This window comes from Paenibacillus sp. FSL K6-1217, from assembly GCF_045040735.1.
Lineage (GTDB): Bacteria > Bacillota > Bacilli > Paenibacillales > Paenibacillaceae > Paenibacillus_AQ.
Map to the genome: position 1 here is coordinate 5,714,454 of NZ_CP150271.1, position 16,630 is coordinate 5,731,083.

Sequence of the window (16,630 nt, forward strand, 5' to 3'; positions counted from 1 at the left end):
GCCTATTCTCACTCTGGAGAAGGAGGAACTACAATGAATTTTCTGCAACGCATTAAAGACGGTGCCAGCCGGGTGAGTGAAAAAGCGCAAAGCTCGGTGGAAGTGAGCAAGCTGAATGGGCAGATTTCGGATATTGAGCATGAGATGCAGGTTGAATTTTTGAAAATGGGGAAGCTGTTCTACGAGGGATATCGTTCAAGGGATATGTCGGTGGCTGAAGGCCAGATGATCGAGCTTGCGCGGGGCTGTAACAAGCTGCAGGAGCAGATCGAGGATGTGCGCTCAAGAATTGCCGAGCTGAGAAATGAACGCCTGTGCGCCTGTGGTCAGATCGTAGCGCTGGAGGCCAATTTCTGTCCGCACTGCGGACGTAAGCTGGAAGCACGCAAGCCGCAGGAGAAGGAAATTTCACTGCGTAAAGAACCGGCTTCGGGAGCTGCCGCTGCCGCTGCGCCACCTGCAGTTACCGTACATACGGTTCTTGAGCATGAAGATGAGGAGGATCAGTACTACGGCGAGGAAGAACTGACCGAAGCGGAACGGGAGCTGGCCCGAAGACCCGAAGCTCGCGTGCAGTATGCCGAGGTGCTGCCTGAACCGGAAGAAGAGGCAGAGCCGGAGGAGACAGACCGGCTGGCTGCGGGTGCTGACCGGAGCCGCCGGGAGGCGGATGAACTGGAACGTGAACGGGAGCGGCAACTGGAGCTGGACCGCCGGATCAGGGACTGGAAGGCAAGCGAGCCAGCCGAAGAGTTGGTAGCCGCAGAAACAGATACACGGGAGATTGTGAAATGCCAGATCTGCCGCGCCGATCTGCCGAAGGGCTCCATGTGGTGCCCGCGCTGCGGCTCGGAACAAATATAGACCGTGTAGTACAGACAGCTTAGGGGGACAACATAGATGGAACAATTGCTGCTGCATCTGCGCAATTTGGGTTTCACAGAGATGGAATCCAAAATTATGGTTGAGCTGGCCACCAAGGGCCAGGCTTCGGGCTACGAAGTGGCAAAGCAGCTAGGAGTATCAAGATCTAACGTATATGCGGCGCTTCAGCGCCTGACCCAGCAAGGCTATGTGCGCTGCGGAGAAGGGGAGCCGGCACGCTACAGTGTGCTGGACCCGGAAGAGCTGGCCACGATGATCTCCGGGCGGGTGCAGGCTTCGCTTGCCTATATGGAGAGCGAGATGCCGCGCGGGGGCCCGGTCAGCCCCTCCTTCTACAATGTGGAGGGTGACCGGAATGTGATGGGAGAGCTGGTCCGCCAGCTGAATCTTGCCGCTCAGGAGATTGTAGTGGATGTGTGGCGGGAGGAAGCCTCGCTGCTGCGCAGTGAGCTTGAGCAGGCGGAGCTGCGCGGTGTGAAGCTGCTGTGGGCCTTTGACGGCGGCAACGCTGTGCCGGCGCCTTACCCGGTCTGGCCGCCGCTGCCGGGCAAGCCGGAGCGCAGCGGAGGCCGGAAGTTCTCCTTCGTCGTGGACCGGAGCTGGTGCATGCTCGGCATGCGCTATGAGGACGGGAGCGCCCAGGCGGTAGTGACGGAGCATCCGGTGCTGGTGGAGCTTCTCCTCAATCATTTTACACAGGAAATGGTATTGTTCGAGCTGGAGGAAGATATGGGCCCCGAACTGCAGAAACGCTACGGGGAGCGCTACAGCCGGATCTACAACAAATATGTGCTGCATGATCAGGAGGAATCCGGGGAAGAGCCGGAGGAATAGGACTGAATCAGTAAGTGCCCAAGTTCACTAACCAAGGGAGGTGACAAGCATGGAGTGTATTGTTCATTTTGAAGTGCAGCATGCAGATGGCATCAAGCCGCTGCGCGGACTGCTGTTCCTGGAAGAAGGCAAGACCCCGGGAGAACGGGAGCTGGTGGATATGTTCAAGGACATGAAGTTCAACGTGCGGCTGGATAACCGGGAGAAATGGATTTTCAAGCCCGTAGCCCCGGGAGAAAGCTATTCCGAGATCCGCATTACCAGCTTTGACAACGGGAAAAAGAGTAATAAGCCGGAGGGCGAGCTGAAGTCGATTGTCGGCAACCTGCTGCCTCAGAAACCAACAGGGCTGTAGCCCACAAGAAGCAGGCTCCGTCTGGAAATACCGGAACTTGCTGATACAACTTGATTAATCATCTGGATGAACAATAGCATAAGCCACACATACAGCAGGCCCCCCGGATCATCCTCCGCGGGGCCTGCTTAATTTGGGTTATCCTCGAAAAATTTAGTAAATCTTTAAAACTTCTTTAAAAGAACTTAGAAACTGCTGACTATACTGAGTACATTCCCAAAGAACACAACCAAAAATAAGATGGAGGAATGGACAATGAACAACAATCAGAAGGTCAGACAACCAGCAAAGAAGAAATGGGCATTAGGTGCGGCGATCGTTGCCACAATCTCTTTAACGGCAATGGGAACCTCAGCACTGGCTTCACCGGATCATGGGTTCTTTAAACTATTCACAGGCGGGAACGCCGGAATTACAGAGGGAGCTGTGACCGCCATTCATCAGTCTACAGTTCAGGCCGGCATTGTAGCAACGGTGGAGCAAAGCATAATCGGAGGCAACAGCGCGCTGATTGTCGTCTCGTTTGCGAAGGAAGACGGTACCCTTTTCCCTAAGAAAGCAGTGATTCCTGCCCTTGAACTTCACGGGGATAAGGATGTCAATTACATGGTGGAGCAGCGGGTGACAGCGGACGGCAAGAAGATCATCGCTATGTTCGATGTTGAAACACCGGCCAGCTTGAACGGTAAGAAGCTTACCGTTAAGGCGGATGCGATCGAAGATAATGACACGCGAGCCATTCTTGTGAAGGGGCCGTTCAAGAATTCTTTTACAGCAGAGGAGAGCAACTCCTCCTACAATATAGCCATAGACCATACCCTGTCGCACCAGCAGGAACAGCTGTCGATTCAAGCGGGTAATATCTCTGCAATTGGAGTAGCTCTTGAAGGGAAGCGGGTCACAGGGCCAACCGATCAATTACCGGAATATAGCCCCCAAGTGAGCGTGACGACGAAGGACGGGCAGAAGACTGTACTCTATCTAGGCTCGACCAGTACAACAGACCGTGGATTTGAATGGCATTATAATCTGGACAAAGACGGTCAAAGGGTCTTCCTGGATGCAGCGGAGGTCACCAGCCTGTCGGTCGATGGTCACATCATTCCGGTTACGAAGTAAAGAACAGGTCGGGCTGACGAGAGGGATTGTTTCATGTTACAGTCCCTTGACGCAGCCCCTTTTTCAGCCTAATTACCGATCAAGTGAAGTGGAGGAAATAGCGTGGGGCAATCCATTATGTTTACCATTCAGTCCCCTTATGTTCTGGTGCCTTTATTCGTATTGTTTGTTTTGTACCTCATAGCTGATGCGTTATTAAACAACAGGATGCACAGCGCGGGACAATATTTTACAATCTTAACCTTCAGCATTTATCTGCTCTGTGTGATGCATCTGGTGTTCTTCCCCATTGATGTGAATATCGGCAAATATGCCAACCTGATTCCCTGGTACAAGACGATTAATTATCTTCCCCTGTTAACACTCGACCTGACAACATTTGTCTTAAATATCGTAATGCTCGTACCGCTGGGTATGTATTTGCCGCTGCTCCACCGGAAGTTCAAGTCCTTAACAAAGGTAGTGCGTTACGGGTTCTGCGTCAGCTTGTCTATTGAAGTCCTTCAGTTAATAATCCGAATCGTCTGCGGCAGCGCGCGGAGCACCGATATTAATGACCTTATCGCCAATACTGCCGGTGCTGCTGTGGGTTATCTCCTAATAAGCAGACTATTTAAGTGGGGGGATGGGAAACAATGGTTGAATAAGCTAAGATTATAGCCGGGGACACAGCACATGATCCGAGGGGGAGACGTATGGCTACCGAGATACTTATTGCAGATGATGACAAAGAAATTGCCGAGTTGATCGGCGTGTACCTGCGCAATGAAGGCTATCAGATTTTTACGGTGCAGGATGGGCCGGAAGCCCTTCGATTCATGGAGCAGCACCCGGTTGACCTTATGATTCTGGATATTATGATGCCCGGTATGAATGGGCTGGAAGTCTGCCGGGAGATTAGAAAAGAGCATGAAATACCCGTCCTGATGCTAAGCGCCAAGGCGGAGGATATGGACAAAATTGTCGGGCTGATGACAGGCGCGGACGATTATATGATTAAGCCGTTTAATCCGCTGGAATTAACCGCCCGGGTGAAGGCACTGCTGCGCAGAGCCAATTATCAGCCTGCGGCCAAAGAGCCGGACAGCCTCTACATTCACTCCCTGAAGATCGATAAGCAAAGCCACACGGTCCATGTCCGGGATCAGGAGATCCGGTTGACCGCAATCGAATTTGATATTCTGTATCTGCTGGCGAGGCATCGCGGGAGAGTGTTCGGGTCCGAGGAGATTTTTGAACAGGTATGGAATGAAATGGGTTCAGGATCGAATAAGACAGTTATGGTTCATATCAGCAACCTGAGGGATAAAATTGCTGCTGCAACAGGAGAGGCTATTATTCAAACGGTCTGGGGAGTTGGCTATAAAATTGAAAAATAATCCGCTTCATATTCTCAGAGCCCTCCCGGTCTGGAGAGGAATTCTCTATGTTATGCTGTCGCTCCTGGCTTCAACGGTTACATTAACCATACTGTTGTTTTCGCTTATACAAATTCAGAAAAGGTACAGCTTGGCAGACTTCATGATGAGAACGATCACTGCCCTTCTGGGAGAGAGACAGGCGGCCTCGCTTGGATTCCTGCTGGTGTTCTTCTTCTGCCTGTTCCTGTTCTACCGGAGGGAGAGGCAGCGTTATATTGCCGCCGAGCTTCGTCAGCTGATCCGTGAAGCCGGAATGATCGCTGGCGGGCAGTTGGATTATAGGCTGGAAGAGCGGGAGGCCGCCGGTCTGGATGAGCTTGCTGCCCACATTAATCATATTGCCGTGCAGGCCCGGCAGGCCGCCGTGGAGGAGCGCAGGGCCGAACAGATCAAGAACGAGCTGGTGACGAATGTTGCCCATGACCTCAGGTCTCCTCTAACCTCGATCATTGGTTACCTGAATCTAATCAATCAGGATGAATATCGGGACGAAGTGGAGCTTCGAGCTTATATGCAGATTGTCTATGCCAAGGCTCAGCGGCTGCATCATGTATTAAATGACCTGTTCGAGTATACCTATGTTCAAAATAAAGAAATCCTTGTAAACGCCGAATCCATCAATATTGAAGAAATGCTGAACCAGTTAGTGGTGCAGCACAGGCTTCAGACGGAGGAAGCAGGCATGCACATGAGGACGTTCATAACGTCGGAGAATCCTGTCATCCCGGGGGATGGCAGTAAAATAGCCAGGGTGTTTGAAAATCTGATTCAAAATGCCATTCGCTACGGAAAAGAAGGCAAATATATCGATCTGTCTGTAAGGGACTCATGGCAGGCGGTTGAAGTGGAAGTAAAGAATTACGGCAAAACGATCCCAAGTGTGGACCTGCCTTATATCTTCGAGCGATTCTACAGAGTGGAGAAGTCCCGTTCTGAATTCACAGGCGGATCAGGCCTCGGGCTGGCTATTGCCAAAAGCATCGTTCAACTGCATGGCGGGGAGATTGAGGCGAAAAGTACGGCGGGAGCAACCTCATTTGTCGTGAGGCTGCTTAAAAAAACATAAAAAGAAATGCCCCTACTGGCGCGCGGAGCTGATCCGCGCGCCAGTAGAGGCATTTCTTGCATTTCAGGGCGTCAGGAAGCCCGATGCCTGTCTCAGATGCTGGCGTGACAGGAACCAGGCCCGGCTGCGCCCGGCGCTGCGGCTGCCGCCAGCGGCGAGAGCACGCGCAGCGCGCCCGGCTCGCAAGCCACGGCCAGCGGCGCGGTGCCCAGCGCTTCGCCGTCGCCAATGGCGTGGCGCGGCTGCGCGAAGTGCACGGCTGCGCTGCGTCCGCGCAGCATGGTGACATAGGGCAGCTTCGTGTGCCTGCCCTTCACCACCGTCGGGAACAGCCGCAGCAATTGCCCGCGGCTGACCCCGTGGACGACGCAGACGTCAAGCAGGCCGTCGCCTGATTCCGCCTGCGGGCAGATCAGCAGCCCGCCGCCGTAGCTGGGCAGGTTGCAGACCGAGACCAGCCATGCCTGGTCGAAGGCGTGCTCCTTGCCGTCGCAGGTCACGCTGACGCGGCAGGGCTTGAAGGTCATCAGCGTATGCAGAATGCCGATGATATAGGCTAGGCGCCCGGCGCCAATGGCGTTGCAGAGCCGCTTGTAGCGGCTGCCGTTCACATTGACGGCCACCTGCGCGTCGAAGCCGCTGGCCACCGCCGTCAGGGTGAGCTTCCCTGCCGCGGAGAGCAGATCGGCTTCGATGCAGCGCTCCTGCAGCGCGTTGTCGAGCGCTGCCTCAGGCGCTAGCGGGATGCCGAACCCGCGCGCGGTGTCATTGCCCGAACCCGCCGGGATGACTCCCAGCGGGACTCCCCTGCGCCGCAGTGCGCCCAGCACACTGTGGATCGTGCCGTCGCCGCCGACAACGATGGCGGCGTGCCAGTCCTCGCGGCGGGCCAGCGCGTGCAGCGTCTGGCTCTCCGCGCTGTCAGCGCTTTGTGTGAACAGCGCTTCATATGGAACGGCCCGTGCCGCAAGCAAGGCCTGCACGCTGTGCCAGGTCCGCCGCCCCGCTCCGCCGCCGGAGCGGGAATTTATGATGAACAAATACATGGATGCTTCCCCCAGCCTGTAGATTCCTGCATGTCTTATCCCATTGTAAGGAGTAGGCAGGCAAATGGGAAACTATTTTCTGCTTCACCGAAGCTACAGAATCTACAGCTGCCGCAGCTGGCTTTCGGCGATTTGTCCCACCCAGGGGAGCTTGAACCATCTGCTGCCCAGGGCATGGTAGATCATCAGCAGCCAAACCGCGAAGCTGACGAGGGAGATCAGGGCGCCAACCAGACCACCGAGAAGCGGAATGAAGCCGCTGAGCACATGGGCGATCATGAGCGCTCCGAAGGCAATCAGGGATTGAAGCGAGTGGAACAGGACGAAGCGGCTGCGCTTCTCCAGAGCGAGGAAAATAATCGGGCCGATGAACGGGAAGAAATAACTCAAGGCGGCGGCAATGTTATCAGGCAGTCCGGTGGAAGATCTGAAAGGTGACAAAGGGCTCACTCTCCTTGGATTGTAGAGGAAAAAACAATAAATATTCGTGCTTCTTCCCTACAAGCCTATGAGTTGTACGGGGAAAGTATGAGCCATGCGGGGAGGGTGTTCAATAATTTCTGGGAAAAGGGGTACACTACTATCAGGTTCCCAAACGGGAGGGCAAGCATATACTATAAAAAATTTCCATTTGCATTTTTACATGGAAAGGTGGAAGTTAATCTGGAATATGATACAATATAACGATAAGGCCCGAAAGGAGTGATTCAGCAAGTGGCTCTTCGGGTAACTAAAGTGTCAAGGTGTCTTTGCAGTGGGACATCCTTACTCTCAGCCCAAATCACGACGAACCTGCTTCACCGGCAAGGCGGATTTCCAAGGTACTGGAATGGTAGTCTGGACGGGTAATGCAAGCCGCGTATGTGTAATGGTTCTTAACTTGCATTTCAAGGTTACGGCGAACTTTTCATCATGCATTCTCTACAACGGAGCATTCATTTTCAATGTTTTGGGAGGGAACTGATCATGGCAAGTAAAGGTCATAACGAAGTCAAGGAAAGTCTACGGGAAATGACACGTATTTTCCGGCCCAAAGATCCCAAGAAATTTGTGAAGGAGTACGTCCGGAAGTATCGGATCACGGGAGGCTATGAGGAAGAGCTGACCATGGTTGTGGAGCATGAGCTGGTTAGAATGAATTCTTCCGTCTCGTGAAGCAGCGGGCAGAGCGGTTAACTCTGTTTTGTGCTGTGTGATTCCGACACTATACATTCAATTTACATTCGAGCGATAACATCCATGAGGATTCTCATAAACCGTGCCCGGGCAGCCTGCTGCATCTGGAAACGGTTTTTTTTGTATGCCGTTTTTTGTATGCCGAAGTGAGCTGTCAAATGAATTAATAGACACAATTACATATGAATACGCTTCAAAAGTAGTTTAACAGTTTTCCAGCAAGATTGAAAGCGCTTTTAAAATCAGTGTTGACAAGCTTTCCATGATCCAAAAATGATTATGTGAAATTGTTGTGAACGATTGACAAAACAGTGGGGCGAACTTATATTAATAGTGATTGTTATAATTGACAGGAAAATACTCTAATCTACGAATTCGGGAAAAGCGGGGTAGATCAATGATGAAAACGTGGCAGGCTGGTAAGCGGCTTCTTCCCATGACAGCAGCGCTTGGACTCCTTCTGGCCGGATGCGGGCGGGAGGACTTGTCGGTACTCAGACCGCAGGGACCCGTAGCAGAAAGCTCTTACGGACTGATGAAGCTGTCAATCATGATCATGATTGTGGTGCTGCTGATCGTGTTCTCCATTGCGGCATATGTATGGATTCGCTTCCGCCGGAAGAAGGATCAGGATGAGATTCCAAAGCAGGTGGAAGGCAGCTTCAAGCTCGAGGTGCTGTGGACAGTCATCCCGCTTATTCTCGTCATTGTGCTGGCAATCCCCACGGTGAAAGTGGTGTTTGCTGCCGGCAATGATCATTCGGATGACAAGGACGCCATTAAGGTCAAGGTGACCGGCCATCAGTACTGGTGGGAGTTCGAATATACGGATTACGGAATAACGACCGCACAGGATCTGATTATTCCTAAGGGCAAGCACATTGCCTTCGAGCTGAGCACCAAGGATGTGCTGCATTCCTTCTGGGTACCTTCACTGGCCGGGAAAATGGATACCAATCCCGACGGCACAGTCAACCGTTTCAGCTTCAGTGCGCCGAATGAAGGCGTTTACCGCGGGAAATGCGCAGAGCTATGCGGCCCTTCCCACGGGTTCATGGAGTTTAAGGTGAAGTCCGTCAGCGGTGAGGCCTTCGAGAAATGGGTCGCTTCCATGAAGGCGCCGGAGTCTGTGATGCCGGAAGACCCGGCACTGGCCGAGAAATTCAAGTCCCAGTGCCTGACCTGCCATGCGGTCGGCAGCATGCCTGCATCACCGGTAGCTCCCAGCCTGACCGGAATCGGCTCCCGTGAATCGGTTGCCGGCATTTTGCTGAATGACGACACCCGTGAAGACGGGGCACCGATCCTGGAGAATCTGAAGACCTGGCTGCATGATCCGCAGAGCGTGAAGCCCGGCAACAAGATGCCAAGCCCTAAGGATATGGGCTTAAGCGATGAAGAGATCGACGGCATTGCCGAATATCTGGCCGGTTATACACTGGACTAGGAGCCTGTGACTGAAGCAGAAGCAGCATATTTGATAAGGGGGTACGTTCTTTGGCTCATGCAGCGCAATCCTTGCAGCCCTCCCAGCCCCTCACGCCCGGCCACAGCGCCAAGCGGCATACCGGGCTGATGGACTGGATTACCACCGTCGACCACAAAAAAATAGCCATCCTGTACCTATGGGCCGGAGGACTCTTCTTCGGCATCGGCGGCCTGGAGGCGATCCTGATCCGTATTCAGCTGATCAAGCCGATGAATACCTTCCTGGATGCCCAGACCTTCAACGAGCTGATTACCATGCACGGTACGACCATGATCTTTCTTGGAGTCATGCCGGTCATTTTCGCGCTGATGAATGCGGTAATTCCGCTGCAGATCGGCGCGCGCGATGTCGCCTTTCCTTTTCTCAACTCGCTGGGGTTCTGGACCTTCCTGTTCGGCGGTCTCCTGCTGAATCTTAGCTGGGTGATGGGCGGTGCGCCGGATGCGGGCTGGACAGCGTATACCCCGCTCTCCGGTAAGGGATACAGCTCTACGCACGGGGTGGATTTCTATACGATCGGGCTGCAGATTGCGGGCCTGGGTACACTCATCGGCGGCATCAACTTCCTGGCGACTATTATTACGATGCGTGCGCCGGGCATGTCCTTCATGCGGATGCCGATGTTCGCTTGGGCTACTTTTATTACTTCGGCTATTATTCTATTCGCCTTCCCGGCTGTTACCGTAGGCCTTGTCCTGCTTACCTTCGACCGGATTCTGGATGCCAACTTCTTCAATGTTGCCGGGGGCGGGAATCCCGTGCTGTGGCAGCATATCTTCTGGATCTTCGGGCATCCCGAAGTGTACATTCTGATTCTCCCGGCCTTCGGCATTATCTCCGAGGTCATTCCGACCTTCTCGCGCAAGCGGCTGTTCGGGTACAGCTCGATGGTCTTCGCCACGATTCTGATTGCCTTCCTGGGCTTCATGGTCTGGGCGCATCATATGTTCACCACCGGCCTCGGTCCGGTAGCGAACGCCTTGTTCTCTGTCTCAACGATGCTAATCGCCGTCCCGACCGGGATCAAGATCTTCAACTGGCTGTTTACCATGTGGGGCGGGCAGGTGCGCTTCACGACCCCGAATCTGTTCGCGGCCGGGTTCATTCCCACCTTCACGATGGGCGGGGTAACCGGGGTGATGCTGGCCTCCGCGCCGGCGGACTTCCAGTTCCATGATACGTACTTCGTTGTGGCGCATTTCCACTACGTCATTGTCGGCGGTCTGGTGCTTGGACTGTTCGCCGGGCTGCACTACTGGTGGCCGAAGATGTTCGGGCGGATGCTCAGCGAGGCCTTGGGCAAGTGGACCTTCTGGACCTTCATCATCGGCTTCCACTTAACGTTCTTCGTGCAGCATTTCCTGGGACTGATGGGGATGCAGCGGCGAGTATTCACCTATCTGCCGAACCAGCAGTTCGATACGCTCAACCTGGTCAGTACAGTGGGGGCGTTCCTGATGGGGGTTGGCATGATCATCTTCCTGGTGAATGTGTTCCTGACCTCCAGACGGCCAGCGGATGCGCCGGATGATCCGTGGGAAGACGGGCGGACCCTGGAATGGACGATTCCTTCGCCGCCGCCGGAATATAATTTCAAGCAGACGCCGCTGGTACGGGGCCTGGATGCTTTCTGGAAAGAGAAGATGGCCGGGCATAAGGCTATGACCCCGGCGGAGCCGGTAGGGCCGATTCATATGCCTTCTGCAACGATTTTGCCGTTCCTGATGTCGGTTGGCATCTTCATTGCAGGCCTTGGCTTCATGTTCAGCCGCGATGAGTTCAGCAGCAGCATTATGAGCTTCCTGTTCAACAACTATATTGTTACGGCGCTGGGGCTTGTTATTACCTTCGGGTCCATGCTGATGCGGTCGCTGTTCGACGATCACGGCTGGCATATTGATCCCGAAGAGCTGGAAGGAAGTGAGCAGAGATGACAACGGCACATGCTGAAGCAGCGGACGGGACACTCCCGCATGAACCCGAGAAAGCGACCCTGGAAGGACGCAATAAAGTACTGGCCTTCTGGCTGTTCCTTGGAGGGGAAGCGGTACTCTTCGGCACCCTGTTCGCTACCTTCCTGGCGCTTCGCAATCAGACGAATGAGGGACCCTCGGCAGCAGAGCTGTTTCATCTGCCGCTGGTTGCGGCAGCGACCTTGCTCCTCCTGGTCAGCAGTCTGACCAGTGTGTTCGCCATTCAGGCGATGCACCGCGGGAATGTGGCCCAGCTCCGGAACTGGCTGCTGGTGACCGTCCTGCTCGGACTTGCGTTCCTGATCCTGGAGATTTATGAATTCAGCGTATATGTCAGGCATGAGGAATTCGGGATGACCACGAGTGCGTTCAGCTCGGCCTTTTATACGCTGGTCGGGTTCCACGGTGCCCATGTCGCGTTCGGGATTCTGTGGATCTCCGTACTGATTGGGCAGCTCATGCACAAAGGCTTGACGGTGGTCACTGCTCCGAAGATTTATGTATCAGCGATGTATTGGCATTTCATTGATGTGGTGTGGGTCTTTATCTTCACAGTTGTATACCTGCTCGGAAAGGTGGGGTGAAGCCATGACGACGAAGCAGCCTTCTTCAGATTCTCCGGTGAAGCACCGGCACCGCCCGGAGGGGCCGCAGCGGCATATTGTGGTGTTTGTGTTCTCCGTGGTGCTGACGCTGATCGCTTTTGCGGCTGTGGCTGCCGGAGGGATCAATGCTACCTTTGCGATCATCCTGCTGTTAGTAATGGCTGTGCTGCAGGTGTTCCTGCAGATGGGCTTCTGGATGCATCTGAAGGACAAAGGGCATATGCTGCCGATTATCTTCATGCTGGGCGGTTTTTTTATCGCAGGCACCAGTATTGTAATGGCGCTCTATTGGGTATGGTGGGATTGATTCTATGTCCGGGGAGGTCTTGAGGATGATACCGGGATTGCAATATTTCAGCTTTACGGAACTATGGAGTCCGCTGTTTCTGGCCCTGATGCTCCTCCTGACCGCCGGATATTTTGTGCTGATCGGTCCGCTGGCCTCCCGTTTTGAGGGCAGCACTGCAGTCCCCTTCTGGCGGAGGGGGCTGTTCTTATGCGGTATGCTGGCGCTCTATCTGGCACAAGGCGGGCCCGTCAGCCTGCTGGGGCATATCCTGTTCTCCTTTCATATGGTCAGCATGGCCTTGTCCTATCTGGTGGCGGTTCCGCTCATTATGCTGGGCATCCCCGACTGGTGCTGGCGCGCCCTGCTGCGGGTCAATCCGCTGAAGGGACTGGCTTTTCTCGCTAAGCCTGTCGTGGCGGCCCTGCTCTTCAATGGGCTGTTCTCGCTCTACCACATCCCCGCCATCCATGACTATGTGATGCTACATTTCACTGTCCACCGCCTGTATTATGGCGTCCTGTTCCTGACCTCGGCGCTGATGTGGTGGAATCTGATCAACCCCTTGCCGGAATACCGGGCGCTTAGCGGTCTGGGGCAGGTGGGCTTCATCTTTCTGAACATGGTTCTGCTGACTCCCGCCTGCGGGCTGATTATTTTTGCCGGTTCCCCCCTGTATGCTACGTATAGTGACCCGGGCACCTGGGCGAAGGCGATGGGCTACTGTGTACCGCAGAGTCCGGCTGCATTGCTGCAGGCTTTTGGTGGTCCCGGCTTCTTCGGTTCCTTGTCCCCCAAGGTAGATCAGCAGGTCGGCGGCATCGTGATGAAGTTCATTCAGGAATTTATTTTCGCCTCGATGCTTGCTTATGTGTTCTATCATTGGTATAAAAAAGAGAACGGACAGGAGGACACGGAAGTGTCCGCGCCATCCTCTGCTCTGGCGGAGGAGGTCTGACCTATCATAAGCAGGTAAGTGCCAAGGGGGATATTCATGGATATTTTCACATTGTTTCCTACGATCAGCACATCGTTCATCGTCATAAGCGCGGTACTGGTGGCCATCGGGTGGAGACAGATTATTCAAGGCAAACGCGAAGCGCACAAGAAGACCATGATCGCGGCTGCGGTGGCAGCGATTCTCTTCTTCCTGGTGTATTCGTCCAGAACGATATTCGTGGGCAATACGTCCTGGGGCGGCCCGGAGAATCTGACGACGATCTACCATGTCTTCCTGATCTTCCACATTGTGCTGGCTACCGTCGCTGCCGTATTCGGCATCACCACGCTGACGCTCGGCTTCAAGGCCAAGTATGCCAAGCACCGCAAGTGGGGGCGGGTAACGTCTGTTATCTGGTTCATCACCGCCATCACCGGAGTCGCTGTATACGTCCTGTTGTATATCTTCTATCCGGGCGGACATACGAAGCCGGTCTGGCATATTATCCTGGGAGGTTAAGCCGAGGGGAAGAGAAGCCTGGAATCATAGGGAAAGGCCTGTCCATCTGCCGCTGCTGCGGGGGAGGGGCGGGCTTTTTTTGTTTTATACATTGTGCTCGCAAGCAGGCACACGGCCTGAATGTATGTGGAAAACAGCATACATTGTGCTCGCAAGCAGGCACACGGACCAAATGTATGTGAAAAACAGCATACATTGTGCCGTAAGCAGGCACGCGGCCTGAATGTATGTGGAAAACAGCATACATTGCGCTCGCAAGCAGGCACACGGCCTGAATGTATGTGAAAAACAGCATACATTCTCCACAGCCCCCTAAATAAGTTGGAGTCCTTCCCCACAAAAATGTAAACTAGATACAGGAGGAGGATGAACACTATGGGACACCTAACGGGAACAAGAGAGAAGGCAGCGCAAGAGGTGTTGTCTGGCATTAAGGCGGCGGTGGTTGCGCGGAAGTATGGGGTGACTCCGTCAACGGTGAATCAGTGGGTGAGGGATTACCGGGAAGCCCATGGGGAACAAGATCATCCGTATCCCCAGGACCAGGTGGAGGAACGGAAGCGCCTGCTGGACGTCGAGCAGAAATACGAGAAGGCGGTGAAGATGCTCGGTGAAAAGGAGTTAGAGATTGAGATTCTGCGTGAACTGCTAAAAAAGCCAACCCCTGCTTATCCGAAAAAATCGAGGTAGCCGAGATGTTCATTAAGCAGGGATATTCCGCAGCGTTGGTACTACGTCTCATCGGGCTCGCAGAGTCCACGTACTACGACCGTAAGAAACGCAAGTCACAGGATGCACAGGCCGTACTCCAGGGGCGCGGAAGACCCGTACCCGGCTACTCTCTGACCGAATCGGGAGAGAAGATTAGCGACGAGCAGATCCAGGAAATGCTCCTGGAACTGGTCGCTGGAGAAGAGCACGTGTACGGGTACAAGCTGCTGGCCAAGTGCTTGTGGAACCAGCACCAGCTGAGGCTCAATCACAAGAAAAGCTACCGGCTATGTCAGGCGCTGGAGATCCTGCAGCCCCAGCGTCACAAGCGCTTTAAGCATCCCCGGAAGCTGCCGGAGAACCGAGTCATTACCGGCCCGGGCCAGCTCTGGCAGATGGACATTAAATACGGATATGTGGCAGGACGGGACCGGCATTTCTTCGTTCTGAGCATTATCGATGTGTTTACCCGGGTCATCGTCGGTTATCACCGCGGATCGTCGTGTGAGGCCAAGCACGCCTGCCAGACGCTGGGACGCGCCATGGAGCAACACTGCGCCCCTGGCAGCGCGCGCCCGGTGATCCGCACCGACAACGGCCCCCAGTTCGTCAGCCATCTGTTTGGCGACATGTGTGAAAGCTGGGAAATGACCCATGAACGCATTCCGCCTCGAACGCCGGATTTAAATGCTTTTATTGAATCGTTCCACAGCAATATCGATCGGGATTTGTTCCGCAAAGAGGCCTTCGACACGTTCGAAGAGGCCTATGAAGCGGTGGACCGGTACATGGACTTTTACAACAACCGTAGAATGCATACGAGCCTTCGCAACATGCCGCCAGCTACCTTTGCGGAGTGGGTCCTGACCCTAGAAGACCGCTCCAGCTTCTTCTGGCCGAGAAAAAAGGCGAAATAAAGAGCAGCGCTACGACAAGTACCGATTTGATACGGAGGACTCCGGGATAAGGGGGTCGCACCGCATTGCGCTCGTAAGCAGACACACGGCCTGAATGTATGTCAAAAACAGCATACATTCTGTTCACTCGAAGGTGATCTTATTCATCGGTTAGAATGATTTTGTTCAGATGAACAATGAACCTAATTATACATACTAAGGAGAAATTATGGACCCGCATATCAAACGAATGTTCCTGGACGAACATGCTGCTGAAGGTGCTAGGCGCTTTGGGATTAACCCTGAGGAGCTGACCTTCATTGGAGGCTTTCAAAACTTTATTTATTCTTATATTCGCGATGAATCCCAGTATATTCTTCGATTTACTCCGGGGACACTTCGTACCCCCGAAGGAATTGCAGCCGAAATTGAATGGATTCGTTACCTCGCGGAGAAGGGGGTGTCAGTGTCAGCTCCGGTCTCATCGGTGAATGGAAGGGATGTTGAGCGTATTCATGGGAATACGATGGATTTTTACGCAGCCTCGTTCAATTATGCACCCGGCACAAAAGTGGGATATCCGGAGTGCCTGGGGAATCCGATGCTATACGAACAATGTGGCCGTATTACAGGCCGTCTTCATGAACTGGCTAAGCGGTACGAACCGGTATTCAGAAGACATACCTGGGAGACTAACGAATACCTCGTGCGGGCAAAAGATTATTTATCGGCAGAGCTTGGGCCCATTTTGCATGCCCTTGATGGACTAAAAGCAGAGTTGGCCAGTCTGCCTGTTACCTCGGCTAATTTTGGTTTAATTCACGGGGATATCAACGTAGGTAATTTCATGGTAGATGAATCAGGGCAGATCACGCTTTTTGACTTCGATGAGTGCCAGTACAGCTGGTATGCTGAGGATATTGCTATCCAGCTCTATTATTTACTATATGTATTTGGAGAAGATTCGAGGTCTGAACGTAAGGAGCAATACGAGCTTTTTATCCGGCATTTCGAGCTAGGCTACACGGAGGATGGCCGGCAGCTCCCCGATGGCTGGAAGAGTCAGCTGGATTTGTTTCTTAAACTGCGTGAGATTATCGTAGTTGTCGGCATGCACCGTAGTTGGGATTTAACACAGGCTGACGAATGGACCCGTGGGTTCTTGCAAGAGAGTACAGTGCGTATTACCAAGGGGTTTTCGCTAATCGATGGGTTCGGGGAAGAGGAGCCACAATCATAGTTGGAAAAAGCACACTTAATTTCAGTGATACAGACGGTTGCAGGTAAGCAATTGGAAAAAGTCCACCTA

The 16,630-nt window shown here is 53.6% G+C and carries 19 protein-coding genes; 17 read left to right on the plus strand and 2 right to left on the minus strand.

The genetic code is table 11. The annotated features are described in order from the left end of the window. Window positions 1-33: 33 nt before the first annotated feature. From MHH28_RS25230 to MHH28_RS25260, 7 genes are all read left to right on the plus strand, one after another. Complete coding sequence (locus MHH28_RS25230; protein ID WP_405106600.1) at window positions 34-864, plus strand: zinc ribbon domain-containing protein; 831 nt, start codon at window positions 34-36, stop codon at window positions 862-864. A gap of 36 nt (window positions 865-900) precedes the next feature. Further along, a complete protein-coding gene (locus MHH28_RS25235) occupies window positions 901-1,719 on the plus strand; it encodes a TrmB family transcriptional regulator (RefSeq protein WP_405106602.1) in 819 nt (272 codons plus the stop codon). Between the two features lie 49 nt (window positions 1,720-1,768). Further along, window positions 1,769-2,074: a hypothetical protein gene (locus MHH28_RS25240; protein WP_405106604.1), complete on the plus strand. Its 306-nt coding sequence runs from the start codon at window positions 1,769-1,771 to the stop codon at window positions 2,072-2,074. Window positions 2,075-2,329: 255 nt separating this feature from the next. After that, entirely contained in the window at window positions 2,330-3,193 is an 864-nt protein-coding gene (locus MHH28_RS25245) for a hypothetical protein (protein WP_405106606.1), read from the plus strand. Window positions 3,194-3,295: 102 nt separating this feature from the next. After that, window positions 3,296-3,853: a VanZ family protein gene (locus MHH28_RS25250; protein WP_405106608.1), complete on the plus strand. Its 558-nt coding sequence runs from the start codon at window positions 3,296-3,298 to the stop codon at window positions 3,851-3,853. Between the two features lie 35 nt (window positions 3,854-3,888). After that, entirely contained in the window at window positions 3,889-4,572 is a 684-nt protein-coding gene (locus MHH28_RS25255) for a response regulator transcription factor (RefSeq protein ID WP_405106610.1), read from the plus strand. Continuing rightward, the gene (locus MHH28_RS25260) at window positions 4,550-5,680 is read left to right on the plus strand and encodes a sensor histidine kinase (RefSeq protein ID WP_405106612.1); all 1,131 of its coding nucleotides are present in this window, start codon (window positions 4,550-4,552) and stop codon (window positions 5,678-5,680) included. The genes MHH28_RS25255 and MHH28_RS25260 overlap by 23 nt, the downstream gene beginning before the upstream one ends. A gap of 92 nt (window positions 5,681-5,772) precedes the next feature. On the opposite strand, the gene MHH28_RS25265 is transcribed toward MHH28_RS25260, so the two are convergent. Then, the gene (locus MHH28_RS25265; protein ID WP_405106614.1) at window positions 5,773-6,726 is read right to left on the minus strand and encodes a diacylglycerol/lipid kinase family protein; all 954 of its coding nucleotides are present in this window, start codon (window positions 6,724-6,726) and stop codon (window positions 5,773-5,775) included. A 102-nt stretch (window positions 6,727-6,828) separates the two neighbouring features. Next, the gene (locus MHH28_RS25270; RefSeq protein WP_405106616.1) at window positions 6,829-7,167 is read right to left on the minus strand and encodes a DUF4870 domain-containing protein; all 339 of its coding nucleotides are present in this window, start codon (window positions 7,165-7,167) and stop codon (window positions 6,829-6,831) included. A gap of 525 nt (window positions 7,168-7,692) precedes the next feature. Here MHH28_RS25270 and MHH28_RS25275 point away from each other — a divergent pair. From MHH28_RS25275 to MHH28_RS25320, 10 genes are all read left to right on the plus strand, one after another. Continuing rightward, window positions 7,693-7,881, plus strand: coding sequence for a hypothetical protein (locus MHH28_RS25275; RefSeq protein ID WP_019913840.1), 189 nt, complete (start codon window positions 7,693-7,695; stop codon window positions 7,879-7,881). Window positions 7,882-8,299: 418 nt separating this feature from the next. Further along, window positions 8,300-9,349, plus strand: a complete 1,050-nt coding sequence (gene coxB / locus MHH28_RS25280) for a cytochrome c oxidase subunit II (RefSeq protein WP_405106620.1) — start codon at window positions 8,300-8,302, stop codon at window positions 9,347-9,349. Window positions 9,350-9,477: 128 nt separating this feature from the next. Next, window positions 9,478-11,325: a cytochrome c oxidase subunit I gene (gene ctaD, locus MHH28_RS25285; protein WP_405117247.1), complete on the plus strand. Its 1,848-nt coding sequence runs from the start codon at window positions 9,478-9,480 to the stop codon at window positions 11,323-11,325. Continuing rightward, a complete protein-coding gene (locus tag MHH28_RS25290; RefSeq protein ID WP_405106622.1) occupies window positions 11,322-11,948 on the plus strand; it encodes a cytochrome c oxidase subunit 3 in 627 nt (208 codons plus the stop codon). Before ctaD ends, MHH28_RS25290 begins: the two co-directional genes overlap by 4 nt. 4 nt (window positions 11,949-11,952) lie before the next feature. Continuing rightward, window positions 11,953-12,276, plus strand: coding sequence for a cytochrome C oxidase subunit IV family protein (locus tag MHH28_RS25295; protein WP_405106624.1), 324 nt, complete (start codon window positions 11,953-11,955; stop codon window positions 12,274-12,276). 28 nt (window positions 12,277-12,304) lie between these two features. Continuing rightward, window positions 12,305-13,213, plus strand: coding sequence for a cytochrome c oxidase assembly factor CtaG (ctaG, locus tag MHH28_RS25300; RefSeq protein ID WP_340946759.1), 909 nt, complete (start codon window positions 12,305-12,307; stop codon window positions 13,211-13,213). Window positions 13,214-13,249: 36 nt separating this feature from the next. Then, window positions 13,250-13,714, plus strand: a complete 465-nt coding sequence (locus MHH28_RS25305; protein ID WP_405106626.1) for a DUF420 domain-containing protein — start codon at window positions 13,250-13,252, stop codon at window positions 13,712-13,714. A gap of 375 nt (window positions 13,715-14,089) precedes the next feature. Continuing rightward, window positions 14,090-14,404: a helix-turn-helix domain-containing protein gene (locus MHH28_RS25310; protein WP_052415919.1), complete on the plus strand. Its 315-nt coding sequence runs from the start codon at window positions 14,090-14,092 to the stop codon at window positions 14,402-14,404. A gap of 5 nt (window positions 14,405-14,409) precedes the next feature. Next, window positions 14,410-15,342 carry an IS3 family transposase gene (locus MHH28_RS25315; protein WP_405106628.1) on the plus strand — a complete coding sequence of 311 codons (933 nt, stop codon included), beginning with the start codon at window positions 14,410-14,412 and terminating at the stop codon, window positions 15,340-15,342. A gap of 208 nt (window positions 15,343-15,550) precedes the next feature. Continuing rightward, on the plus strand, window positions 15,551-16,561 hold the full coding sequence (locus MHH28_RS25320; protein WP_405106630.1) for a phosphotransferase enzyme family protein: 1,011 nt from the start codon (window positions 15,551-15,553) through the stop codon (window positions 16,559-16,561). The last annotated feature ends 69 nt before the right edge of the window (window positions 16,562-16,630 follow it).